14 protein-coding genes are annotated in these 23,778 nt (G+C 41.6%); 2 read left to right on the forward strand and 12 right to left on the reverse strand.

What is annotated here, in order from left to right; genetic code table 11:
* Positions 1–344: 344 nt before the first annotated feature.
* Positions 345–2,783 (forward strand): glycosyl transferase, encoded by a 2,439-nt coding sequence (locus DW005_RS09660; protein ID WP_117479140.1) that lies wholly within the window; start codon positions 345–347, stop codon positions 2,781–2,783.
* A gap of 56 nt (positions 2,784–2,839) precedes the next feature.
* Here DW005_RS09660 and DW005_RS09665 read toward each other — a convergent pair whose 3' ends face one another.
* The 8 genes from DW005_RS09665 to DW005_RS09700 form a co-directional block, all read right to left on the reverse strand.
* A complete protein-coding gene (locus DW005_RS09665) occupies positions 2,840–4,573 on the reverse strand; it encodes an ABC transporter ATP-binding protein (RefSeq protein WP_117479141.1) in 1,734 nt (577 codons plus the stop codon).
* Positions 4,574–4,575: 2 nt separating this feature from the next.
* Entirely contained in the window at positions 4,576–6,300 is a 1,725-nt protein-coding gene (locus DW005_RS09670) for an ABC transporter ATP-binding protein (protein ID WP_117479142.1), read from the reverse strand.
* Positions 6,284–8,503 carry an ABC transporter ATP-binding protein gene (locus tag DW005_RS09675; RefSeq protein ID WP_117479143.1) on the reverse strand — a complete coding sequence of 740 codons (2,220 nt, stop codon included), beginning with the start codon at positions 8,501–8,503 and terminating at the stop codon, positions 6,284–6,286. The genes DW005_RS09670 and DW005_RS09675 overlap by 17 nt, the downstream gene beginning before the upstream one ends.
* A gap of 23 nt (positions 8,504–8,526) precedes the next feature.
* Positions 8,527–9,069 (reverse strand): DUF1854 domain-containing protein, encoded by a 543-nt coding sequence (locus DW005_RS09680; RefSeq protein WP_117479144.1) that lies wholly within the window; start codon positions 9,067–9,069, stop codon positions 8,527–8,529.
* Positions 9,066–11,390 (reverse strand): ABC transporter transmembrane domain-containing protein, encoded by a 2,325-nt coding sequence (locus DW005_RS09685; RefSeq protein ID WP_022377106.1) that lies wholly within the window; start codon positions 11,388–11,390, stop codon positions 9,066–9,068. The genes DW005_RS09680 and DW005_RS09685 overlap by 4 nt, the downstream gene beginning before the upstream one ends.
* A gap of 156 nt (positions 11,391–11,546) precedes the next feature.
* Positions 11,547–12,149, reverse strand: coding sequence for a TetR/AcrR family transcriptional regulator (locus tag DW005_RS09690; protein WP_022377105.1), 603 nt, complete (start codon positions 12,147–12,149; stop codon positions 11,547–11,549).
* 10 nt (positions 12,150–12,159) lie between these two features.
* Positions 12,160–14,151: a hypothetical protein gene (locus DW005_RS09695; RefSeq protein ID WP_181975017.1), complete on the reverse strand. Its 1,992-nt coding sequence runs from the start codon at positions 14,149–14,151 to the stop codon at positions 12,160–12,162.
* A gap of 18 nt (positions 14,152–14,169) precedes the next feature.
* On the reverse strand, positions 14,170–16,248 hold the full coding sequence (locus DW005_RS09700) for an efflux RND transporter permease subunit (RefSeq protein WP_117479147.1): 2,079 nt from the start codon (positions 16,246–16,248) through the stop codon (positions 14,170–14,172).
* Between the two features lie 181 nt (positions 16,249–16,429).
* Between DW005_RS09700 and DW005_RS09705 the strand changes: the two genes are divergently transcribed.
* On the forward strand, positions 16,430–17,329 hold the full coding sequence (locus DW005_RS09705; RefSeq protein ID WP_117479148.1) for a S8 family peptidase: 900 nt from the start codon (positions 16,430–16,432) through the stop codon (positions 17,327–17,329).
* On the opposite strand, the gene DW005_RS09710 is transcribed toward DW005_RS09705, so the two are convergent.
* From DW005_RS09710 to trxA, 4 genes are all read right to left on the reverse strand, one after another.
* Positions 17,312–19,576: a glycogen/starch/alpha-glucan phosphorylase gene (locus DW005_RS09710; protein WP_117479149.1), complete on the reverse strand. Its 2,265-nt coding sequence runs from the start codon at positions 19,574–19,576 to the stop codon at positions 17,312–17,314. The genes DW005_RS09705 and DW005_RS09710 overlap by 18 nt on opposite strands.
* A gap of 27 nt (positions 19,577–19,603) precedes the next feature.
* Positions 19,604–21,280 carry an Ig-like domain-containing protein gene (locus DW005_RS09715; RefSeq protein ID WP_117479150.1) on the reverse strand — a complete coding sequence of 559 codons (1,677 nt, stop codon included), beginning with the start codon at positions 21,278–21,280 and terminating at the stop codon, positions 19,604–19,606.
* 98 nt (positions 21,281–21,378) lie between these two features.
* Entirely contained in the window at positions 21,379–23,430 is a 2,052-nt protein-coding gene (locus DW005_RS09720; protein WP_117479151.1) for a leucine-rich repeat protein, read from the reverse strand.
* Between the two features lie 25 nt (positions 23,431–23,455).
* Positions 23,456–23,761 (reverse strand): thioredoxin, encoded by a 306-nt coding sequence (trxA, locus tag DW005_RS09725; protein ID WP_022377098.1) that lies wholly within the window; start codon positions 23,759–23,761, stop codon positions 23,456–23,458.
* Between the last annotated feature and the right edge of the window lie 17 nt (positions 23,762–23,778).

Genomic DNA, 23,778 nt, shown 5'->3' on the forward strand with positions numbered 1-23,778 from the left:
CAGATTACCAAAGTCAACGATTTTTCGTGCTTGCACGGAAAAGACGTTGACCTTGGTAACCGCCTAATATGAGGAAGAAGCGATTTGTGCAACAAATCTGCGGATTCCGAATATTTTCGGATTGCGAAAGCGGCTTTGCCGCGGAGCAATCCGCCTGGGGCGTTCGCCCCTAGCTTGCAAAGTCAACGATTTTTCGTGCTTGCACGAAAGAAACGTTGACCTTGATAACCGCAAAATATGAGGAAGAAGCGATTTGTGCAACAAAGCTGCGGAGCACTCCGTCTGGGGACATTATGCTAATACAATTATAAGGATGCTTTGCAAAGCATCGGAATGGAGGTTCTATGAAATTCGGAAAATTTGATGACGCCAATCGTGAATATGTGATTACAACCCCCAAAACACCACTGCCTTGGATTAACTATTTAGGCAGCACGGATTTCTTTTCTTTGATTTCCAACACCGGTGGCGGGTACAGTTTCTATAAAGATGCAAAGTTGTTGCGCTTGACACGTTACCGCTACAACAACATTCCAAACGATGAGGGTGGCCGTTACTTCTATATAAAAGACGGTGATACCGTATGGAATCCCGGTTGGATGCCGGTCAAAACAGATTTGGATTCCTATGAATGCCGCCACGGCATGGGTTACACCCGCTTTATATCTGAGAAAGATGGAATCAATGCAAATCTTTTGACTTTTGTTCCGGTTCACGACAATTGTGAAATCAATGAAATCACAATTACCAACACAACAGATTGCGAGCGCACCATAACTTTATTTTCCTATATTGAGTTCTGTCTCTGGAATGCAATGGATGATATGACAAACTTCCAGCGGAACTTAAATACCGGAGAAGTAGAGATTATCGGCTCCCGCATTTACCACAAAACAGAATACCGCGAGCGCCGCAACCATTATGCGGTCTTTGCCGTAAATCATGATATTGACGGATTTGATACAAGCCGCGACGCCTTTCTTGGTGCATACCGCAGTGCTGCAGACCCTCTTGCCATCGAACAGGGAAATGCTACCAATTCGATCGCAAGCGGCTGGTATCCGATTGGTTCACACCAGATTAATCTGACATTGAAACCGGGTGAATGTGAGACACTTGTATTCGTTCTCGGCTACTGCGAAAATGACCCGGATGATAAATTTGAAGCACCAAATGTAATTAACAAAAAACCGGCAGACGAACTGCTTAACAAATACCAAACGAAAGAGCAGGTAAGCGATGCCTTCCACGAATTGAATGAGCATTGGAACCGTCTCCTCTCCCACTATACGGTGAAGTCAGGGGATGAAAAATTAAACCGCATGGTAAATATCTGGAACCAGTATCAGTGCATGGTTACCTTTAATATGTCGCGTTCCGCTTCTTATTATGAGTCCGGAATCGGACGAGGTATGGGATTCCGTGATTCCTGTCAGGATTTGCTTGGCTTTGTCCACCTGATTCCGGACCGCGCCAGAGAGCGAATCATCGATATCGCATCCACACAGTTTGCTGACGGCAGTGCTTACCACCAGTATCAGCCATTAACAAAAAAAGGAAACAGTGATATCGGTAGCGGATTCAACGATGATCCATTGTGGCTGATTGCCGGAACTTCCGCTTACATCCGTGAAACCGGTGATTTCTCCATTTTGGACGAAACCGTTCCTTATGATAATGATTTTAGCGTGGCAACAAGTTTGTTTGAACATCTGACACGCTCCTTTAACTACACAGTCAACCACAAAGGACCGCACAATCTCCCATTGATTGGACGCGCCGACTGGAACGACTGCCTGAACTTGAACTGCTTCTCCAAAGAACCGGGCGAATCCTTCCAGACCTTTGGCCCAAGCGAAGGACCGGTTGCTGAATCGGTATTTATTGCCGGTATGTTTGTCAAATACGGTAAAGAATACGCTGACCTCTGCGACGCAACTAATAAACCGGAAGAAGCCAAAAGAGCCAGAGAAGAAGTTGAAAAAATGGTCGCAGCCATTGAAGAAAGCGGTTGGGACGGCGAATGGTTCTTACGTGCTTACGACGCAGACGGCAACAAAGTTGGTTCCAAAGAATGTGAAGAGGGACAGATTTATATTGAACCTCAGGGCTTCTGTGTATTAGCAGGTGTCGGCGTAGAAAACGGTCTTGCTAAAAAAGCATTGGATTCCGTAAAAGAAAAACTGGATACCAAATATGGTATTGTGCTTTTGCAGCCACCATATACAAGATACTATGTAAACCTTGGTGAGATTTCTTCTTATCCGCCGGGATACAAAGAAAATGCCGGTATCTTCTGTCACAATAACCCTTGGATTTCCGCTGCTGAAACACAGATTGGACGCGGTGACAGAGCTTTTGAAATTTACCGCAAAACCTGCCCGGCTTATTTAGAAGAAATCAGTGAAATCCATCGCACCGAACCGTATGTCTATTCCCAGATGATTGCCGGAAAAGATGCTAAGACATTTGGTGAGGCGAAAAACAGCTGGCTCACAGGAACTGCCGCCTGGACCTTCTTAAATGTATCCCAATTCATTTTAGGTGTTGAGCCAACATTAAAAGGATTGAGCGTGAATCCATGTATTCCGAAAAACTTTGGTGACTTTACAATTACCCGTACATTCCGCGGTGTTGAATACAACATTGAAGTAAAGAATCCGGATAATGTTGAAAAGGGTGTAAAGGAATTAATTGTTGACGGACAAAGTCTTGGACAGACAACCGTAATTCCGTATGACGCATCCAAAAAACAAGTTTCTGTAACCGTACAAATGGGTTAATAAAAAAGAAAAGACCTGCCGTGCAGTAAACCACACGGCAGGTCTTTTTTATTCTTTTAGCTCCACTGAGCATCAAACAAATTCTTATAAAATCCATTTGCAGCTAACAGTTCTTCATGATTTCCCTGCTCCACGATTTTTCCATCCCGCATCACAAGAATCACATCTGCTTCCTGAATGGTTGACAAACGATGCGCCACCAGAAAACTCGTTCTACCCTGCATCATCGTAGCAAACGCTTTCTGAATCCTCATCTCGGTGCGCGTATCAATGGATGAAGTTGCCTCATCCAAAATCAGCATTGGCGGCAGACAAAGCATTACTCTTGTAATACATAACAACTGTTTTTGTCCCGCCGACAAACTTCCGCCATCTTCACCAATCACGGTATCGTAACCGTTTGGAAGTCTCTTAATAAAACTGTGTGCATGACTTGCCTTTGCCGCTGCTAACACTTCATCGTCCGTCGCATTCTCACGCCCCATCACGATATTTTCCCGGATGGTTCCCTGCTTTAACCACGTTTCCTGAAGCACCATACCATAATTAGCACGAAGGCTCTCTCTCGTCACTTTCCGGATATCTTTTCCACTTACTTTAATTGCACCGGAATTTACATCATAAAACCGCATCAAGAGATTAATTAACGTCGTTTTACCACAGCCGGTAGGACCAACAATTGCTACACGCTGTCCGGGCTTTACCTGTAAATTAAAATGCTCAATCAATTTCTGATTCGGCTCATAAGAAAAATACACATCTTCAATTTCCACTTTTCCATCTGCTTTGCCAAGCTTTATGGCATCTTCTAAATCCGGAATCTCCGGTGTTTCTTCAATCAACTCAAGCACTCGTCCGGCACAGGCAATCGCATTTTGAAGTTCTGTCACGACACCTGAAATTTCGTTAAACGGTTTTGTATACTGGTTTGCGTAACTTAAGAAACAGGAAAGCTGCCCAACCGAAATACCGCCCTGAATCGCGAAAAAAGCACCAAACACACCAACTGCCGCATACACAAGCGCATTGACAAAACGAGTGGACGGATTGGTAATGGATGAGAAAAAGGTTCCCTGAAGCGAATACTTAGAAAGACGGTCATTAATTTCATCAAAACGGTCTCCTACTTCATTCTCCTGTCCAAATGCCTGAACTACTTTCTGGTTGCCTATCATTTCTTCAATCAGCGCCGTCTGCTCCCCTCTGGTCTCTGACTGCATACGAAACATCTGATATGTTCTTTTCGCAATAAACGCTGCCACAAACAGAGATACCGGTGTCAAAACCACAACGACTAATGCAATCGGAACACTGACACTAAGCATAAAGCCAAGCGTTCCTAAAATCGTAATTACACCGGTAAACAACTGGGTAAATCCCATCAACAATCCGTCGGCAAACTGGTCGGCATCCGCAATAACACGGCTCACAATTCCACCATAAGAATGACTGTCAATGTAACTAAGCGGAAGTATCTGAATTTTCTCAAAAGCATCCGTACGGATATCACGCACAACACTGTAAGTGATTTTGTTATTGGCAACATTCATCACCCACTGTGCCGCCATCGTAAGCAAAATAGCAATTCCGATTTTCACACAAATGTGATAAACACCGGCAAAATCAACTTGTCCTTTTCCTACAATCAAATCCACTGCTTGTCCGGTAAGAATCGGCACGTAAAGGGTAAGCACAACCGTAATCAGCGCCAGTACAAGAGAAACAATCAGGAAAAACCGGTAGCGGCGGATATAATGCAGCACCTTTTTTATCGTTTCCTTCTGCGTCATGACTATCTTGCCCCCTTTCCGTATTGGGATTCATAAATTTCCCGGTAGACCTCACAGGAATCAATCAGCGTATCATGCGTTCCCATTCCTACAATCACGCCATCATCAAGCACAACAATCTTATCCGCATTCCGCACCGAAGCCGCACGCTGGGAAACAATAAAAAGTGTCATATCTTTTAATTCTTCGCGAATTGCCTTTCTAAGAGCGGCATCCGTTGCATAATCAAGTGCCGAGGCACTATCATCCATAATCAATATTTCCGGTCTTCTCACCAATGCTCTGGCAATTGTCAGACGCTGTTTCTGTCCGCCGGAGAAATTTCGCCCTCCCTGCTCCACAACCGAATCCAGTCCATCCGGTTTTCCAAGAACAACTTCTTTTGCCTGAGCAATTTCAAGCGCCTTCCACATTTCCTCTTCCGTTGCATCTTTTTTGCCCCATTGCAGGTTGGAGCGGATGGTTCCTTCAAACAAAACGGCTTTCTGAAGCACAACACCAATCCGTTTTCTCAACAAGGCAAGTGACTGCTTATGAACCTCTACGCCATCAACGAGTAATTTACCGGATGTAATATCATAAAATCTCGGAATCAAATGAACTAACGATGTTTTTCCGGAACCGGTACCACCGATAACGCCAACGGTCTCTCCCTTTTTCACGGAAAAATGAATATCGGTAAGGGATTCCGTATGGGTTCCCGGATAGACAAGACCGACATGTTCAAATGAAACAGCAATGTCGCCATCCCCCGGCTTTGTCTCCTCATTCGGCGTAGAAAGTCCCGGTTCTCTCTCAAAGACTTCCTGCACACGGTCACCACAGGCAATCGCTTTATTTACCATAACAATCATGTTTGCCAGTTTGATTAATTCTACCAAAATCTGTGCCGTATAATTAACTAACGCAACTACCTGTCCCTGAGACAAATAACCGGCATCTACTTTCAGCGCACCAATCCAGATTAACGCAATTACTCCGACATTGATAATCAGATAGGTAATCGGGTTTGTAAGTGCGGAAACTCTTCCCACTACCATCTGGAACTTATTTAATGCCTGATTTTCTTCCGCAAATTTTTCCTTCTCCTGTTCCTGCTTATTAAAAGCACGCTGCACACGGACACCGGACAAATTCTCACGGGTTCTTCCTAACAGTTTATCAAGTGCCTCCTGCACACGGCGGTACATCGGAATACTGACAAACATCACACCGAAAATAACGATTGATAATAATGGAATGACAACTACAAAAACAAGCGCAGCCTTGACATCAATTGTAAACGCCATAACCATCGCACCGAGCACTACAAACGGCGAACGCAGAAACAAACGAAGTGCCATATTAACAGCTGCCTGTAACTGGTTCGTATCACTTGTCAAACGGGTAATCAATGTAGAACTTCCTACCTGGTCAACATCTCCAAACGATAAGGACTGAATATGACGGAACAACGCCTGTCTCAGTCCGGCGGCAAATCCCACAGCTGCTTTCGCCGCAAAATACTGCGCCACAAGAGCAGCGGTCAAACCAACCGCTGCCAAAAGAACCAATATACCTCCCATCCATCCAATAAAACCATAATCTCTGCTTCCGATTCCATGGTCAATAATTGCTGCCATAACAAGCGGCACAAATAATTCTAACGTCGCCTCAAACAATTTAAACAACGGGGCGAAAATACATTCTTTTTTGTATGAACTTAAAAACTTAAATAACTGCTTCACACTTTCCTCCTAGTGGTAAATTTTCGTCTCCCTGCATTGCTAACTGTGCTTTTACAAGTCGATAATAAATACCTCTCTTTGCAATCAATTCTTCATGAGACCCCACTTCCGCAACACGATGTCCGTCAATTACAACAAGTCTGTCTGCATGTTTTAACGTCGAAAGACGATGCGCAATCGCAAAGGTAGTACGCCCCTTGGTCAAACGCTCCAATGCTTGTTGTATCATAAATTCACTCTCCGTGTCAAGACTTGCCGTTGCTTCATCTAAAATTAACAGTCTAGGTTCATTCAAAATTGCTCTCGCAATCGCAATCCGCTGTCTCTCTCCACCGGACAAACTGTGTCCTTTTTCTCCCACATATGTATTATACCCATCCGGCGTCTGTGATATAAATTCATGTGCATTTGCCGTTTTTGCCGCCATTATCACTTCTTCTAATGAGGCATCCGGTCTGGCAAAACGGATATTTTCAAGAATTGTCCCAGAGAATAAAAATGTCTCCTGTAACACCACACCAATTTGTGAATGAAAATAATCCGACTGGATTTCCTTTATATTATGCCCATCGACCAACAATTTACCATCATCCACCTCATAAAGACGCATAATCAGATTGATAATCGTAGACTTTCCGGTTCCGGATGCGCCTACAATACCAATCATTTCCCCTTTCTTTATCGTAAGATTCAAATCTTCCAAAACCGGCTGATACGATTTGTAACCAAACGAGGCATGCTCAAACCGGATTTCTCCTTCCACATCAAGGCGAATCGGCTTTTGCACATCCTCAATAAAAGGTTCCTGTGTCAAAACATCATTGATTCTTTCCATACTGCTAATCAGATTCATCAGTTCCCTCGGCATATTTGTCATCCAATTTAGATACATATATAAAAGCTGTGTATATGTTACAAACTGTAGCAGTTCACCGGTCGTCATCCTGCCGCCTAATACATCCAATCCACCAAAATAAATCACAAGGAACACACCAGCTCCCATCAAAAGGCTTACCATCGGCATAAACACAGCCCAAAACACTTCATTTTTTGTCTGTACACGACAGAACTCATCCGTAAGCATATTGAATTTATCTCGCTCATTTTCTTCTTTTCCATAGGATTTCACCACGCGCATACCGGATATCACATCCTGCAAACTGCTGTTTACCTCATCGCTCTTCTTAAACTGCAAATGAAACCGTCTGTGAATATTCTTTCGGAACGCATACGTCACAAATACTGCCGCCGGAATGAAAACAAACGCAAGCAGTGCAAGTTTTACATTGAGTAACACCATAAAAATAATGTCACAGGCAAAAATAAAACAGACCGTAAACATATTACAGAAAGTTCGCTCCATAAATTCACGAATCTTTCCCGTATCAAAAACAATTCGGTTCATCAATTCGCCCGGCCTTCTGTCATTGATAAAATTCAGCGATAAAATCTGAATGTGGGAAAACATCCGCTGCCGCAAATCTTTTGAAATAGTTGCGCCTAAAACCGTACAGTAATACGTTTTTAAAATGTTAATCACAACAATTCCGACACTTAACAAAAACATGATGCCAAGGCAGATAAAAGCGGTTGAAATTCCACCCTCTCTGCGTTTCAAAACATCGTCCACCAAATGCTTTTGTATTTCCGGATTCAAGAGTGTCACAACGGCAGCCAGAATCATTAACACAATGATCCCCGCAAACTTTCTCTTATACGGTGCCGCCATTTTCAAAAAGCCTTTCCAGAATCCGCCCTCTTTGGAGCAGTGCGGACAATATTTCGTACCCGGTATCGCATGGTGGCATTTCGGACATATTTTCTCGTATTCCGTACTGACTACCTCTTCCTCTCTGCCGGATGCCAGAATATGGATTCCTCTGGCAATGTAAGCATAACGCGATAAATGTCTCGCCGAATAATGAACAATGTGCTTTGGAACACCGTCAAAATTGATTACTAAAAGTCCGCCACCGATTTTTGCCTCTGCTTTTACATCGATACATTTGGAAACATCGTATTCCTGTTTGATACTGCCCTTTTCCACAACAAAAAGTCTGCGGTTTGTGACAATAAAATAGGAGTCTTCCAAAAAATTTCCGGCATCATCAATATCGACCGGAACCGCATAGTAAATGCGTTCGTTGTCCGTAAGCGAAATAACCTGCTCTGCCTCTTTTGGCAGTTCATATCTTAAAATCATACTGCTACCTCAAACTTTCTATCCTACAAGAACAAATCCAGTTTTCTTTGTTCCTTCTGCGAAAGAGCAAATACATCCCGTATCTCAAACCGGTTTTCATCCAAATCAGTGATGAGAAGACGGCAGTCACTTAACCGCACCACCGCATTACTTCCCATGTTAATCGTAAAGCGACACTCCCCACGGTCGGTCATAACATGAAAATAGGCATAACCATACTCATCCTTGATATCCAGAATCTTCTGAATTATCGGGGTAAAATAATGAAGATTTAACTGCTCCAAAAGCATTTTTCTCGTTTTCTTATCTACCTCTTTGATATTTTTTATTACCCCAATTTCATGGGAGCGTTCTTCTACCGTCCGAATCGAAAGAAAAGAATCCGGCTCAGTAAATGGAAACAGACGAATCACCTGAATCCTGTCCCACTTCTTTTCCTCGTAAGAAAGAGATAAAAAGCCGCCCTCTGTTCTCTCAAAAACAGCATTGTCCTGATTCAGATAGTGAATTGCCGTCATTTCCTCGACTTCATTTTCCATATTTGTGATGACTTGATTTTCACTCATAACGATTCCCCTTTCAAAGCCAGTGATTTCGTCTGTAACTCCATCAGCTTATAATAAATTCCCTGTTTCTTTTCCAATTCCTTATGCGTACCCTCTTCGACGATTTTTCCACCATCAATTACAACTAAATGGTTTGCGTCCCGCAGTGTGGAAAGGCGGTGTGCAATGGACAATGTCGTCCTTCCCTTCACCAGATAATTAAGTGAATTTTGGATTGCTTTCTCGGTTTCCGTATCCACACTTGCCGTCGCTTCATCTAAAATCAAAATTTTCGGATTTGCTAAAATTGCTCTGGCAATCGAAATCCTCTGTTTTTCACCGCCCGACAAGTCTTTACCCGATGCTCCAATCACGGTATCATAACCATCCGGCATATTGGCGATAAATTCATGCGCACTTGCTAAAATTGCAGCCTGCACTACGTCTTCTCTCGTCGCCTCCGGATTCGCATAAGCGATGTTATCAGCCACCGTTCCCATAAAAATATAAGTGTCCTGTGATACCATCGCCACATTTTTCCGTAAATCATGAAAAGCTAATTCCTTTACCGGAATACCATCCAGATAAATTTCTCCCTCATCCACATCATAAAGACGCGAAATCAAATTTACAAGCGTCGTTTTTCCGGCACCGGAACGCCCCACAATACCAAGCATTTCACCGGGATTTACATGAAGGCTGATATCTTTCAAAACCGGATGATTTGTCTCGTAGCCAAAACTCACATGAGAAAGTGTAATTTCTCCCTTTGGATTTTTAATCTGCTTCGGATTTTCCACCTCTTCAATCTCTGGAATGGCATCCATAATTTCAAACATGCGCTGGGCAGCATTGATACTGTCCGACCACATCTGAAATACACGGGAGAAGAAATTCATCGGTCCGTTTAACTGCCCCACATAGCCAACAAACGTAATCAAAACACCAAGTTCCACGGTATGCGTATTCAGAAGCAGAATCACACCGACAATCCAAACCCAGATATTTGAAATCTCCTGCACTAAATTATATAAAATCGTAAATTTATTATTGTATTTTACAATGCGTATTTCCGCCTCTTTCAGACGCTCATTTGGCGCTTTGAAACGCTCTTTTTCCTGCTTTTGCTGTCCGAAAGCTTTTACCACACGAGAACCGGTCAAATTGTCATTGACACGGTTATTTACCGCACGCTCTGCCCGGTGGCGTCTGCCAAACAAACTCCACAATTTCGGCTTTAATTTCACGCTCATAAAAACTAACAGTGGCAGCAGAATACAGGCTACCAGTGCCATCTGCCAATTCAAACGGAACATAACCGTAAACGTAGCAAGAATGGTAAAGCCATGCACAAATATGTACGGAAATCCATCTAAGAAAAAGTCGGTCACACGGTTTGCATCACTTAACACACGTGTCATAAGTCCACCGGTCTGCTTGCTTGTAAAAAATCCAAGTGACAATCTTCCCATATTGGAAAATACATCCTGCTTCATGTCACGCACAGTCGCTGCAACCACCTGTGCCATCAAGGTTCCCTGTACAAGCTGGACGCCCTGCTGTACAAGTTTTGACAATACCATTACAAGCACAAGCATCAAAAGAGCAAAACCATACCGCCCGATTTCACTTTGTGAAACTTTTCCCGGCAGAATCTCATCATACAATACCGTACCGCTTAAATAAGGCCATACAAGATTCAATCCGGCCGCCAGAAAATAGCAGGCAAAAATAATAATAACCTTAAAACGGTACTGAAGAAAATATTTCATCGTTCTTCCAAAAATCGAACGTTTATTCATGCACTTCGGACAGATTTTTCTTTTTGGATCCGGGTACATCGTTCCACACTTTGGACAATACTGTGCTTTCTGCTCCTGAATATCCGCAGACGCTTCCACTTCTTCTGCTTCCTCTGGATATTTTTTTATCTTATTATAACTTTTACGAAACAAATTCATCTGTTCAAAATACAGATTTGTCAGCGCCGCTAATAAAAGTGGTTTGCCCTTATAATCAATTGTGACTAGATTTGTCGCGAGCTGCTTTTCCACTCTCATATGCGAAGTATCCGCCAAATCAAACCATTCCAGCATATATTCTTTTTCATCCTCTGCATACTGCATATCTGCCGTCTTCGTTCCACGGAAATAGCGAACCGTCATCTGTTCATGGCGGCTCTTGGCAACGCCGATTTTCGTACTTGTCAAGAACAAATATCCACTGATATATTCCGAATCAAAAGATAAATCAAACGGACAAACATCTAAAATATCATCGGATTTTATTTGATATGCCAAAAGCGTATTTAATACCTGCTTTGGCAGTTGATTTTTCTTCATGATAATTCCCCCTGCTTTCATTAACTACTCTTTTGGCTATTGTAAAGCAAGGAAACAATTCTTGCAATAGATTATTCTAAACAAACCATGTATCTTTTGCAAAATAAAACCGTGCCTGCCGGCTTACGAAACACCGACAGACACGGTCTGACTTTTTTATCGAATTTCCTGCCTATGAATGATATCACAAATCACACCGGCAAGCTCCGGTTTTAATTCTTCTAACGTCACCGGCTGTTGCTGCAAAATTACACTATGACAAGTTGAATTAACAAACTCCACAATCATATACAGCATCAAATCCGGATTACGAAACATCCTTCCTGACTGATCCAAAAGCAAATAATATCTTTGATAAAAACTGTCACCATCTTCATTATTCTCCAGCAAAAGTGCCTTCTGAAAAACTCCCCAGCTTAAATTTTTTGAAATAAATTTCAATAAATTTTTGTTCTGGTTCAATTGATTAATAACAGAATTAATCAAAAAGATTACATGGTCTTCCAATGAATCCAGCTGCACCCGGTTCATCTCCTCTAATGCACGGCAAAATACCTGTCTTGCCTTATCTGCAATCAATTTGTCGCGGATATCAAATTTATCTTTGAAATAAAGATAAAATGTTCCTTTTGCCATATTTGCCTTTTTAGCTATATCGGAAATGGATGTGTCATTTATTCCCTTCTGCGTAAATAGAGCAAATGCTGCCATCAGCAGAGAATCTCTCTTTTGCTTTTTCTTATCATCCAATTTTCCCATACAAAATCACCTAGTCCTCTTTTTCAATGGCTGCTGTCTCAATGACAAATTTCACTTCACCATTCATAGAGCCGTGAATGCCACTGAAGCTCTTATAATCTTTTCCAACTTCACAAACGGCTTTCAGACGGTCAATCAAACCTTTGACATCATCTTCATATGTGTCATTGATTTTTTCAATACCATCCTTATTAAACTCGCTCATTCCGTCGGCTAATTTCTTGCTTCCATCTTTCAGCTTACCACTCGCTGTATCTAGTTTACCAACACCTGTTGACAATTTTCCGGCAGCACTCTTTAAGGATTTGCTTCCCTTGTCTAACTTCTTCACACCGCTGCCTACCGTTTTAATGCTCTTTTTCAATGTCTTTCCGGATTTCACAAGTTTCTTTGACGCACTCTTTAACTTCTTATTGTTCTTCGCCAGTGTATCGCCGCCCTCTTTCAATGTCTTCACACTGGAAACTAATGTCGGCATACTGGTTTTTAATTTTGTAGAAGCTTCTGTCAAAGTTGAGGAGTTTGCAGATAATTTATCCAAGCTGTCCATTACTGTTGCTACGCTGCCGGATACTTTTTCAGCACCAACTTTCAAATCACCGGTTGTGGAAGTTGCCTGTTTCATTGCCTGAATTGCCTGTTTCTGTCCGGCAAGTACCTGCTCTAACGTTGCAACTGTTGTTGCATCTGCACCGGTCGCTTTCAATTTCTTTAACAGTAAATCCGTCGTCTCATACGTTTTTTCCAAACTTGCCAGATTGGTATTTAACGATGTCACACCATCACTAACCGCTTTTGCTCCGGATTTCAATGCCGTAACATTCTGTTTTGAACCAAGTTTGTCGACACTGCCGGTGTAGGTCTTCAGTCCGGTATCAAAACTCTGAATCTGAGTTGGAATATCCTTTACGGATTTGTAAAGTAAGGCACATCCATTTGTAATTTTTGCTGCACCATCTACATAACTTGCAGTTCCTTTTGCAAATGTTGTTACACCATTTGCATAATCGGTAACGCCTTTTACTAATGTCGGAGCACCTTTTGCCAGTGTGCTGATTCCATTTGCCAACTGGTTTACGCCCTCTTTCTGGAATTTCTTCACAGAAGTGTTAAGCTCGCCCATTTTGCTATCAAACAATTTCAAATTGTCATACAAATCATCAGAGCCATCAACTAATTTGTCAGAAGCATCGGTCAAATCATTCAGTTTTTCTTCCAAATCATCTAACTCATCCACATCGTCTAAATCCAAATCATTCAAAAGACTGGCACTTCCGTAGGTAAATGTATTACCAATTGTAAAATCTTTTGTATCAGCAGTTACCGTAAAATCCGAAGGGATTTTATCTGCCATATCATCACTCAAATCTAAGTTCTCAGCCATTCCCGGAACACCCATGCCGATAATCATCTGATTATCACCATCATTGACTACTCTTGCATTATCCACTTCGACATTTTCAAAATGGTCAGAAGAAAGAACCATTGCGGTCACCATAACAAATGGTGTATAAATTGTTGTTTCTTTACCATCAATTTTTTTCTTCCGGCTGGACTTATTCGTATAGGTAACATGGATTTCCACTTTTCCACTCTTGCCAAGCATATCTTTTGCTGCAATTTCTTTACCATCCAATTTGTAAGTAATCTTCATATCAACCGGAAGTTTTTCATCCGATTCACCCTGATAGTAAATATCTTTTCCGGCGCCGCTCCAGTCAACGTCCTTACCATTCTGTTTGAATGTCTCATCTCCTTTGACATTCGAGATGTTTTTCAAATCGGAAATATCATTAATGGTTCCGGTTGTTTCATTTGCACCCTTCAGCCAGTCCGATACAGTAATCTTGGATACTGAACCATCTGCTGCCGCGTTGACATAAACAGATTCCTGTTTTTTGATTTTTTTCGCTTCTACAAAGGAGCTGTTGCACACTACCATACCAAAACTAAGCACAGCACACATTGTACATTGTAAAGTTTTTTTCAATTTCTTATTCATAGTCATCGTCCCTCCAAACTAATAATCGATTTTCCGCATATCCCATGTGGTCTTGCAAATCCATTTATCAAACACTGTCAGCATCGCCGGCAGAACAAGAATAACAACGATTGTACTAATTACTGCCCCTCGGGACAACAACGTACAAATTGACTTAATCATATCAATACTTGACGACATCGTTACGCCAAATGTTGAAGCAAACAAACACATACCACTTATCATAATGGACTTAATTGAAGTTTTATGTGCAATATCGATTGCTTCCTTCTTACTCTTTCTTCGTACCACACGCTCTTTATGATAACGGCTCGTCATCAAAATTGCGTAATCTACAGTCGCACCGAGCTGAATCGTACCGATTACGATACTTGCCACAAACGGCAGCGACTCGTGTGTATAAAATGGCACTGACATATTTAAGAATATCGCAAACTCGATTACCATAACCAAAATGACCGGAATCAAAATGGACTTAAAGGTAATGAGAATTATAAGGAATATCGCAGCAACCGAAACATAGTTTACATTTACTAAGTCGATATCGGTTACATCCTGCAAATCCTTCGTCAATGGTGCCTCACCAATTACCATCGAATCTTTGCTGTATTTCTTAACAATCTTATTTATATCAGCAATCTGTGAATTTACCTCGTCTGTTGCTGCTTTATAGTCGGAGCAGACAAAGGCAATCTCATAGTTATCACTCTTTAGTTTAGATTCCAGTTTCTTCGGAATCATACTGCTTGGAATGCTGACCCCCTTAAAGGAATCAATTCCGAGTGCCCATTTAACACCTTTCACATCCTCAATTTTCTTTAACATTTCACTCTTTTCTTTGGATGCCATACCATTTTTCATCAATACGATATGGGTGCTGTTCATATTAAATTTCTCTTCGAGTTTTTTATTTGCAACGGCAGAATCCAGTGACTGTGGAAGTGCCCCCGCAATATCATAGTAAATTTCGTAATTGCTGTTTCCGTACATCGCAGGTCCCAGTAAAACTAAAAATAATACTAAGACAACCGGCCATCCCTTTACAATCTTTTTCGATAAACCATCCAGATTTGGAATTAGATTCTTATGGGTGGTTTTATCGATTGCTTTATCAAAGCATAGAATCAATGCCGGCAAAACAGTCAAACATACGATAACGCCGATGATAACACCTTTTGCCATAACAAGACCTAAGTCCATACCTAATTTAAAGGTCATGAAACAAAGTGCAGCAAATCCGGCAATCGTTGTTACCGAACTACTGGTAACGGAAGTAAATGTATTGGAAATCGCATGTGCCATTGCACGGTTTTTATCCCCGTCATACCTGACTTTATTGGCTTCATAACTTTCCAAAAGGAAAATGGAATAATCCATCGTTACACCAAGCTGTAAAATCGCTGTCAGCGCCTGAGTAATATAGGAAATTTCTCCAAATACCATATTCGTTCCCATGTTATAGACAATCGCCATACCGATACCAAGCAAAAAGATAAATGGTGTTACCAGGGAATCCATCGTCAGTAACAAAATGAGAAGCGAAAGCACCGCTGCTACAACAACATAAATCGGCATCTCTGCCATCGCCAGATTTTTAATATCGGTAACGACACCGCTCATACCACTGATAAATGCCTGTTTCTTTACAATACCACGCATTTCGGTAATCGCATCCATCGTTGAATCTGCCGATGTTGTATTGTCAAACAGGGCAATCATCATCGTTGCGTTCCCATTAAACAAGCCCTCTCTAAGTTTATCCGGGAGCATCTCTGTCGGAACTGTAATATCCATTGCGTCATCATACCAGATAACATCCTCCACATGATTCACTTTTTTCAATTTTTCTTTGAGAGCCACAATGTCCTTCTTCTCCATGTCTTCTACGACAATCATGGAAAAGGCTCCCATCCCGAATTCATCTACCATCGTATCCTGTCCGGATACTGTCTCAAGGGAATTCGGAAGATAACTTAACAAGTCATAGTTAATTCGCGTTGACACATAACCAATTGTCGCAGGTATTAACAATAAAAATGCAATAATCAGGACAACTGCTTTGTGTCTGGTAAGCCATTTACCAAACTTAATTACCATCGTGTACGCCTCCTACTTTTTGATAAATAATTTCAAAAATGACCATCAGTCACTTTAACTATATGCAGTGTAACACAAAAATGACCAACGGTCAACCATTAATTTGAAAAATTTTTGAATTGACACGATTCGTCACAAAATGCATATATTACCAATATACAGTTACGGGGGAAGTCAGCAGATGAATCGAGTTCGTAAAGCGGTTTTTTCAGAAGCAGTGCATAAACAAGGAATTTTAGGAAAGGGCATCGGGGTTGCGATTGTTGACACCGGGCTTTTTCCGCATCCGGATTACCGCTCACGCATCACCGGATGGTACGATGCTCTCTATCAAAAGCCTGCGCCTTATGACGACAACGGCCACGGAAGCCACGTTGCAGGGATTGCCGCCGGAGCAGGAACCTTTTCTCATGGAAAATACAAAGGCATCGCACCGCAGGCAAATCTAATTGGTGTTAAAGTGCTAAACAACAAAGGCAACGGCACCATTCATGACATCATGAATGGGCTTAAGTGGATTCTTAAAAATCAGGAGCGCTTAAAAATCCGCATTGTAAATATTTCCATTGGCACCAATGACCGGCATGCCTATCCCGAAGACAGTGCTTTTGTCCGCAAAGTTAATCAGCTTTGGGATGCCGGTATTATCGTGGTTGCTGCAGCCGGTAATCAGGGACCTGACCCACAGACTATTAGTGCACCCGGAAACTCCCGAAAAATTATCACCGTTGGCTCGTATGATTTTGCCGAAAGAACCGATGTAATTCCTTCCTCTCACTCCGGCGCAGGTCCTACGTTTTCCTGCATCAAAAAACCGGACGTCGTTGCGCCCGGTTCTCATATTATCAGTTGCTGCCCTCCCGACAAAACAAACGGCTCTCTCTACTCAAAGAAAAGCGGCACCTCCATGTCCACACCAATTGTAAGCGGTGCCATTGCCCTGCTTTTAAGTAAATATCCTTCCATGAGCCCAAGAGAGACAAAAATCCGGCTGAAAAACTCCAGCACGGATCTTTCTCTCCCCCACACACGCCAGGGATGGGGTTATTTAAATATTCCTTCCTTACTTAGTACCTTCTGACAGGTGCCAGATTTCATCATTGTATTGCGAAATCGTGCGGTCAGAGGAAAAGAAACCTGCTTTTGAAATGTTGACAAGCATTTTCTTTGCCCATTCTTCCCTGTTTTCATAATCCGCATAGGCTTTTTCTTTGGCTGCCACATACGCTCTGTAATCCGGGAATGTCATAAACCAGTCTTTATTCAATAACTCGTTATAAAGTCTTGTAAGCATCGTCTTGTCACCAAGTTTCTGCATTTTCTTGCTGACAATAAAATCAACGGCTTCTTTTAACTCCGAATCTTTTTCATAATAATCTTTTGAGCAGTAATCTCCACGCTCATAGCGGGCAATTACCGTATCACTGTCCTCTCCGAAAACATAAATATTATCATCTCCGACAAGCTCATGAATTTCCACATTGGCACCATCCTCGGTTCCCAAAGTAATTGCACCATTTAACATAAACTTCATGTTGCCGGTACCACTTGCTTCTTTCGAGGCAAGCGAAATCTGCTCCGAAATATCACATGCCGGAATCAGTTTTTCAGCCTTTGTGACGTTGTAGTTTTCTACCATAACAACCTGCAGGTGTTTTCTCACCTTACGGTCTTTTTCAATCAGACGCTGCAAGCACAATATCAAATGAATAATATCTTTGGCAATAACGTACGCCGGTGCTGCCTTTGCGCCAAATAGAAGAACAATCGGACGTTTCGGAATCTTACCTGCCTTAATTTCCAAATATTTGTGAATTGCATACAACGCATTTAACTGCTGTCTCTTGTACTCATGCAGTCTCTTAATCTGGATATCATAAATCGCATTGTCTAGCAATTTGATTCCCTGTGTCTGTTTCAAATAAGAAGCAAGTGCTTTTTTATTTGCATCTTTAATTTCTAATAATCTCCGGCAAACTGCTTTGTCATCGCGGTAATCCAAAAGTGCATTTAATTTTTCCGCATCTTTCTTATATCCATCTCCAATCGTTTCCGATAAGAAGGAAGAAAGCCGTGGATTTGCATGAAGCAGCCAGCGGCGGAATGTAATCCCGTTCGTTTTATTATTGAATTTTTCCGGATACAAGGTATAAAAATTATGCAGTTCCGTATTTTTCAAAATCTCCGTATGCAGATAGGCAACGCCGTTGACACTGTGTGAAAAATGAATATCCATATGTGCCATATGAACACGATTTTCACCATCAATAATTGCTACTTTTTCATCGTGATACTGTGCGTTTATCTTCTCATTTAATTTCTGAATAATCGGAACAATCGCCGGTGCCACTTCTTCGATAAACGACATTGGCCATTTTTCCAATGCCTCTGCCAAAATCGTATGATTCGTGTAGGCGCAGGTATTTGTTACAATTTCTGCTGCTTCATCAAATGGAATTCCCTCTTTCATCAAAAGACGAATCAATTCCGGAATCACCATGGATGGATGCGTGTCGTTAATCTGAATTGCCGCATAATCTGCAAGGTCATGCAGATTACAGCCTCTGTCCTTTGCTTCCGAAAGAATCAGCTGTGCACCGCAGCTTACCATAAAATACTGCTGGTACACGCGCAAAAGACGGCCTTTGTCATCAGAATCATCCGGATACAAAAATAAGGTCAGATTTTTTCGTATATCTTCCTTGTCAAATTCAATTCCATCATGAACAATCGTTTCATCCACAGAATCCAAATCAAACAAGTGAAGGCGGTTCGTCCGGCTCTCGTAGCCGGTCACCAAAATATCATACAACGATGCTTTCACATCGAAACCGCCAAAAGAAACCGTAAAAGATTTGTCACTGCGAATCAGCCAGCTGTCCTTATTCATCCATGGATTTGGCTCTTCCATCTGTTTTCTGTTCTTAAATTCCTGACGGAACAGACCGTAGTGATAATTTAATCCGACACCATCACCCGGCAGAGAAAGCGTCGCAATGGAATCTAAAAAGCAGGCTGCCAGTCTTCCTAAACCACCGTTGCCAAGTGATGGCTCCGGCTCGTATTCTTCTAAATCTGTAAGACTTTTACCGGCATCGGAAAGTTCTTTTTTTACTTCCTCGTAAATGCCAAGATTAATCAGGTTATTACTAAGCAGTTTTCCAATCAAAAACTCTGCTGATATGTAATACAGTTTCTTCTTTCCTGCATTCTCTTCCTTTTCCCCTGCCTTTTTCTGCACCAGCGTAAGCAGAGCATGATAAAGTTCTTCCTTCCCGCATTCACTGATTTCTTTGCCATAACATTCTCTTACGATTTTTGCAAGCATAAAATAATTCCTTTCTACTACAATTTATTATAATGTAAAATTAAGTTCTCTTCCGCCGGAACCAATTGTAAACCGGTATACGGCATCTTTTCTTTCGCCGAGCGAAGCTATAATCTGATAGGTTCCCTCGCCGACATTTACAACATAATTTCCTTTTTCATCCGTTGTCGAAGTAAAAATGCTGCCATCCGTCAAATTCTCGCAGACGATAGAAACACCTTCTACCGGCGCTCCTTTCTCATCTACTACAAGACCGGCAACTCTTCTTTGGTCAACCACCCGGATAAGGGCAGAAGTTTCAACCATGCGGTTTGTATTTTTCTCATCACTTACCGTAATCTGCACACGGTATTCGCCAACACCGGACACTTTACCACTAAGCGTTCCTGTTTCCGCATCCATCTTCAAACCTGCCGGCAGAGAAATTGCAGAATAGCTGTAAGAACCGCTGCCGCCAAGAACCTCAAGAAATGGAACTGCATCTAACTGGGTACCGGTCACAACCGTCATATCCTCTGCTTTCGCCACGATAACAGATTCGTTTCCAATATACACATGAATCACTTTTGTGAACTTCGTACCCATTTCATCGGTTGCCTTAATGGTAATATCCGTTCCCACGGTCACAGTTGTCAATGTCCCGAAAAATGTGATTTCATTATTTTTAATTTTACGGGTAATTCCCGGAATCTCACCCGTAATCTGATAGGAAAGATTTCCACAGCCGTACTCGCTTAAATCCACTGTTTTGTTCCACTCATCACCAACGACGCCAAGCCATTTTTCTTCTTTTGGCTCACTTAATTTGGTAAACAACGCCTGTGCTTCCATTGTTTTTACGCCATTACCCGGCAAATCCGAGATTGTGACGCGGACATAGGAATCTTTTTCTACATTATAATCATCCGTCAGCTTAATATCATAGGTACGATTATCATAGTTACGAATACTTGCCACGGAATAGGTGCGGTTATAAGTTCCATAAGAATAGCGCTTCCCTTCTATTTTAAATTGTTTGTTTGTCAATGCCTTTGCTTTGTCAAGAGATACCCGGACAACATCGTTGCTAAGCACCTCCACAGAGGCAATGCCGACACTGTTGGTTGCCATCACAGTCATTTTCAAACTTGCTGTTTTTTTACTTCCCTCCACAGAAGTTGCTTTGATTGTGACGTTTCCCGCTTTGATTCCTTTTACCACACCGGCTTTTGTAACTGTCGCAATCTTTTTGTCCGAAGATGACCAAGTTACCTTTTTATAGCTTCCACTTGCCGGTTTTACAGTCGCTTTCAGAGTCAGACTGTTTCCTACATATAACTGATTTTTCGGCTTTTCAATCGCAACGGATGTTACTTTCTTTACGACCGTTACCGTAATTTTTGCTTTCTTCTTTTTATTCTTTTTGGATGTCACGGTAATTTTACATTTTCCGGTTTTGATTCCTTTCACATATCCTGATGATGAAACCGTTGCAATCTTTTTATTGGAAGATTTATAGGAAACTTTTTTATTTGCCGACTTATTCGGTGATACTTTCACAGTCGTTGTAAGTTTCACTTTTTTTCCAACCGCAACATGGACACTACTTCCATAATTACTCTTTACCGTTACCTTTTTTACTTTTACCTTTGCCTGTGCCTGCGGTGCCTGCATAAGCATAAGTGCTGCTGCCGCAAAGACAATTCCCTTTACCAATTGTTTCATTTCTTTTTTTCCTCCATTCTATCTTATACTGCCCAGGGTCTAAAATTCAAAATTTGATTATCCCCCAACATTCTATTATAGTTTAATTCTTTGTTTTGTCAAAAAGTTGTAATATATCTTTTCAGCGTATCACTTGACATTAAAAAATGTTTTTTTAATGCCCGAAGCATCTTTCGCTCTAGTCCCTTTTTTACACGGATTTCAAACTCATCACCCAGGTTTATATCGCATTCTCCTGTAAATTCCGGAACTTTATCGCCAAGAAACACTACTCGTCCGGTTAAATCTGAGAAAATTCCTTCAACATTAACCTTCTTTAACGATTTCGGAAGAATTACCTTCTCATAAGTTGAAAGGTTTGCCATTCCCCAAATTTCCTTAACACCTTCCGGCACTTTCACTACAATACAATTCTTTTTATATTTCTCGTAATATTCATTAGGTAGTTTTTCAAAATCACCCGATGCCATCTCCATCTTTTTTAATCTCGAATTATATTGTATCACATTTGTTGTGCAAAGGACACTGCCATCTTTGGAACGAATCCACTGTCCAAATGTTTTTTCCTGTTTGAATTTATTTAATCCACTTTTATATACAAATTGCTGTACACTGCCTCCAAAAATTGCATCATCCTCTAAAATCTCCAAATCATCTGGCAGATACAGTTTATCCAAAGTATCCAACAGATAAATGGTATGAGATTTTAGTTTTTTCAACGAGACGGGCAGCGCAAGCTTACTATCGGAATCATAACCCGAACTATACAGCTGAACCGTATAATTAGTCCCCAGATAGGTTAGTCCTGGTGGAAGTCCATCCATATCAATTCCCCAAAACGCATTATCTCCTATATATGTAAGTGTAAATTCTCTCATTATCTTTAAGGTATTTATACGTACCGGTATTCTCTCAGAATCCCAGGAATATATCTGCCAGAATCTGCGCAGTTTGTCTGTGGACTCTCCCAAAGCAAACGCTCCCTCTTCCACCACTTCAAGGGAAGAAGGCAGATTTACCTCTACCCACTTAACTTTTTTCATCATGGACTCTTCTGAAACCATATGGGCAAACGCTTTTTTCGTTATTTTCGTCGTTCCCTCTGCAATCGTTATCGTAAGAGAACCACAATTTGCAAACGCATCCTCTTCAACAAATACTTTTTTGGGAATCGTAATGTTCCTTGTATATTTCCGCTTTTCATTGAGTGAATACCCATATTCTCCTGCATCAAAAGCATGCGAAGAAATCCGGTTACATTTTGCCGGTATCGTAATTTTTATTCCGCCAGTATAATCCCCGGCAAACCGGTACAAAGTATTTCCTTTCAGAATAAATTCCCCTTCTCTCTTTGCCCCGGGCAGGTTCTTAAGCTGACAATCCATTTCTATTATAACACCAAATTCATTGGTTACAATGGTGCTGACATACTTGTCATTTTCATACTGCCTCCGCATTCCTTTCCAGACAAGTGCCTGCTCAGATATCATCTTTCCAAGTGCCCTCTTACACTCAGACAATGTTGAATTCATGGTAATTCCCAATATATTCGTTTTAAAATATTCCCCTGTTTCGTCGAGCAGCGTATGCACCCGCCATATCGTGCCATCCTCTAACCGGCTAAACGAGCAATACCGATTCAATGCTCTCGCTGGCTCCTTTTTTGTTCCCAAATAACCGGAAAGTGAATAAGCCTTTTGATTCACCAATGACGTTTTTTTCGTCAGCATGCCATTAAATCTTGGCGGTTTCTGTTTTTTCATTCCTCCACCCGGGAAATTTAATCTGACCTTTTTGTCTAACAACTGAATTGTCAGCTTATTTTCCGTTCCCGGCCGGATTGACATCCGATACATGTTCCCCGTCGAATTATAAGTGAATTCATAGGTTTCATTCCCAACTGCTCTTCCAGAAAACAGTCGATTGTTTTTTTCATCTAAAGAAAAGAAAATAGCCTCACTTGTCACCCGCTGTATCTCAAGAGATATCGTCTTATCCTTATCTGTCCAAATCCCAGCGAATTCACTGCATCTTTCTGCGTATTCTTTTTTATTATCTGATATTGCCCCCTCCCCTATCAACACCGCAATAAGTGCACACAAACAGACGCCAAGCACCATGAAAAGCAATCGTTTCTTTTTCGCTGTCATTTTTTTACTCCCCCTTCTTTTGCTTTTACAGCATTGCTAAAATTTCGCTTTTCGAGGCAGCCCCAACAATTCGGTTTACCTCTTCTCCACCCTTCATAACAACCAATGTCGGAATCGACACGACACGAAACTGCATCGTAAGTTCACCCTGTTCATCCACATTCACTTTACCGACGCGGATCGAATCATTTTCCTCACCAATCTGCTCAATTACCGGTGATACCATCTGGCATGGTCCACACCAGGATGCCCAAAAATCTAACAGTACCGGTTTGTCCGACTGTAATACTTCTGCTTCATAATTTTCCTTCGTTATTTCAATTGCTGCCATTTGTCATTCCTCCAATT

The sequence above is a fragment of the Clostridium sp. AF36-4 genome (assembly GCF_003435975.1).
Classification (GTDB): domain Bacteria; phylum Bacillota; class Clostridia; order Lachnospirales; family Lachnospiraceae; genus Eubacterium_F.

What these genes read in the sequence shown, in the direction of transcription:
- DW005_RS09680 (WP_117479144.1), bottom strand. Translation starts at nt 9,069, where the DNA reads ATGAGTGAAAATCAAGTCATCACAAATATGGAAAATGAAGTCGAGGAA.
- DW005_RS09710 (WP_117479149.1), bottom strand. Translation starts at nt 19,576, where the DNA reads ATGCTTGCAAAAATCGTAAGAGAATGTTATGGCAAAGAAATCAGTGAA.
- DW005_RS09695 (WP_181975017.1), bottom strand. Translation starts at nt 14,151, where the DNA reads ATGAATAAGAAATTGAAAAAAACTTTACAATGTACAATGTGTGCTGTG.
- trxA (WP_022377098.1), bottom strand. Translation starts at nt 23,761, where the DNA reads ATGGCAGCAATTGAAATAACGAAGGAAAATTATGAAGCAGAAGTATTA.
- DW005_RS09690 (WP_022377105.1), bottom strand. Translation starts at nt 12,149, where the DNA reads ATGGGAAAATTGGATGATAAGAAAAAGCAAAAGAGAGATTCTCTGCTG.
- DW005_RS09705 (WP_117479148.1), top strand. Translation starts at nt 16,430, where the DNA reads ATGAATCGAGTTCGTAAAGCGGTTTTTTCAGAAGCAGTGCATAAACAA.
- DW005_RS09660 (WP_117479140.1), top strand. Translation starts at nt 345, where the DNA reads ATGAAATTCGGAAAATTTGATGACGCCAATCGTGAATATGTGATTACA.
- DW005_RS09685 (WP_022377106.1), bottom strand. Translation starts at nt 11,390, where the DNA reads ATGAAGAAAAATCAACTGCCAAAGCAGGTATTAAATACGCTTTTGGCA.
- DW005_RS09715 (WP_117479150.1), bottom strand. Translation starts at nt 21,280, where the DNA reads ATGAAACAATTGGTAAAGGGAATTGTCTTTGCGGCAGCAGCACTTATG.
- DW005_RS09700 (WP_117479147.1), bottom strand. Translation starts at nt 16,248, where the DNA reads ATGGTAATTAAGTTTGGTAAATGGCTTACCAGACACAAAGCAGTTGTC.
- DW005_RS09720 (WP_117479151.1), bottom strand. Translation starts at nt 23,430, where the DNA reads ATGACAGCGAAAAAGAAACGATTGCTTTTCATGGTGCTTGGCGTCTGT.
- DW005_RS09665 (WP_117479141.1), bottom strand. Translation starts at nt 4,573, where the DNA reads ATGACGCAGAAGGAAACGATAAAAAAGGTGCTGCATTATATCCGCCGC.
- DW005_RS09675 (WP_117479143.1), bottom strand. Translation starts at nt 8,503, where the DNA reads ATGATTTTAAGATATGAACTGCCAAAAGAGGCAGAGCAGGTTATTTCG.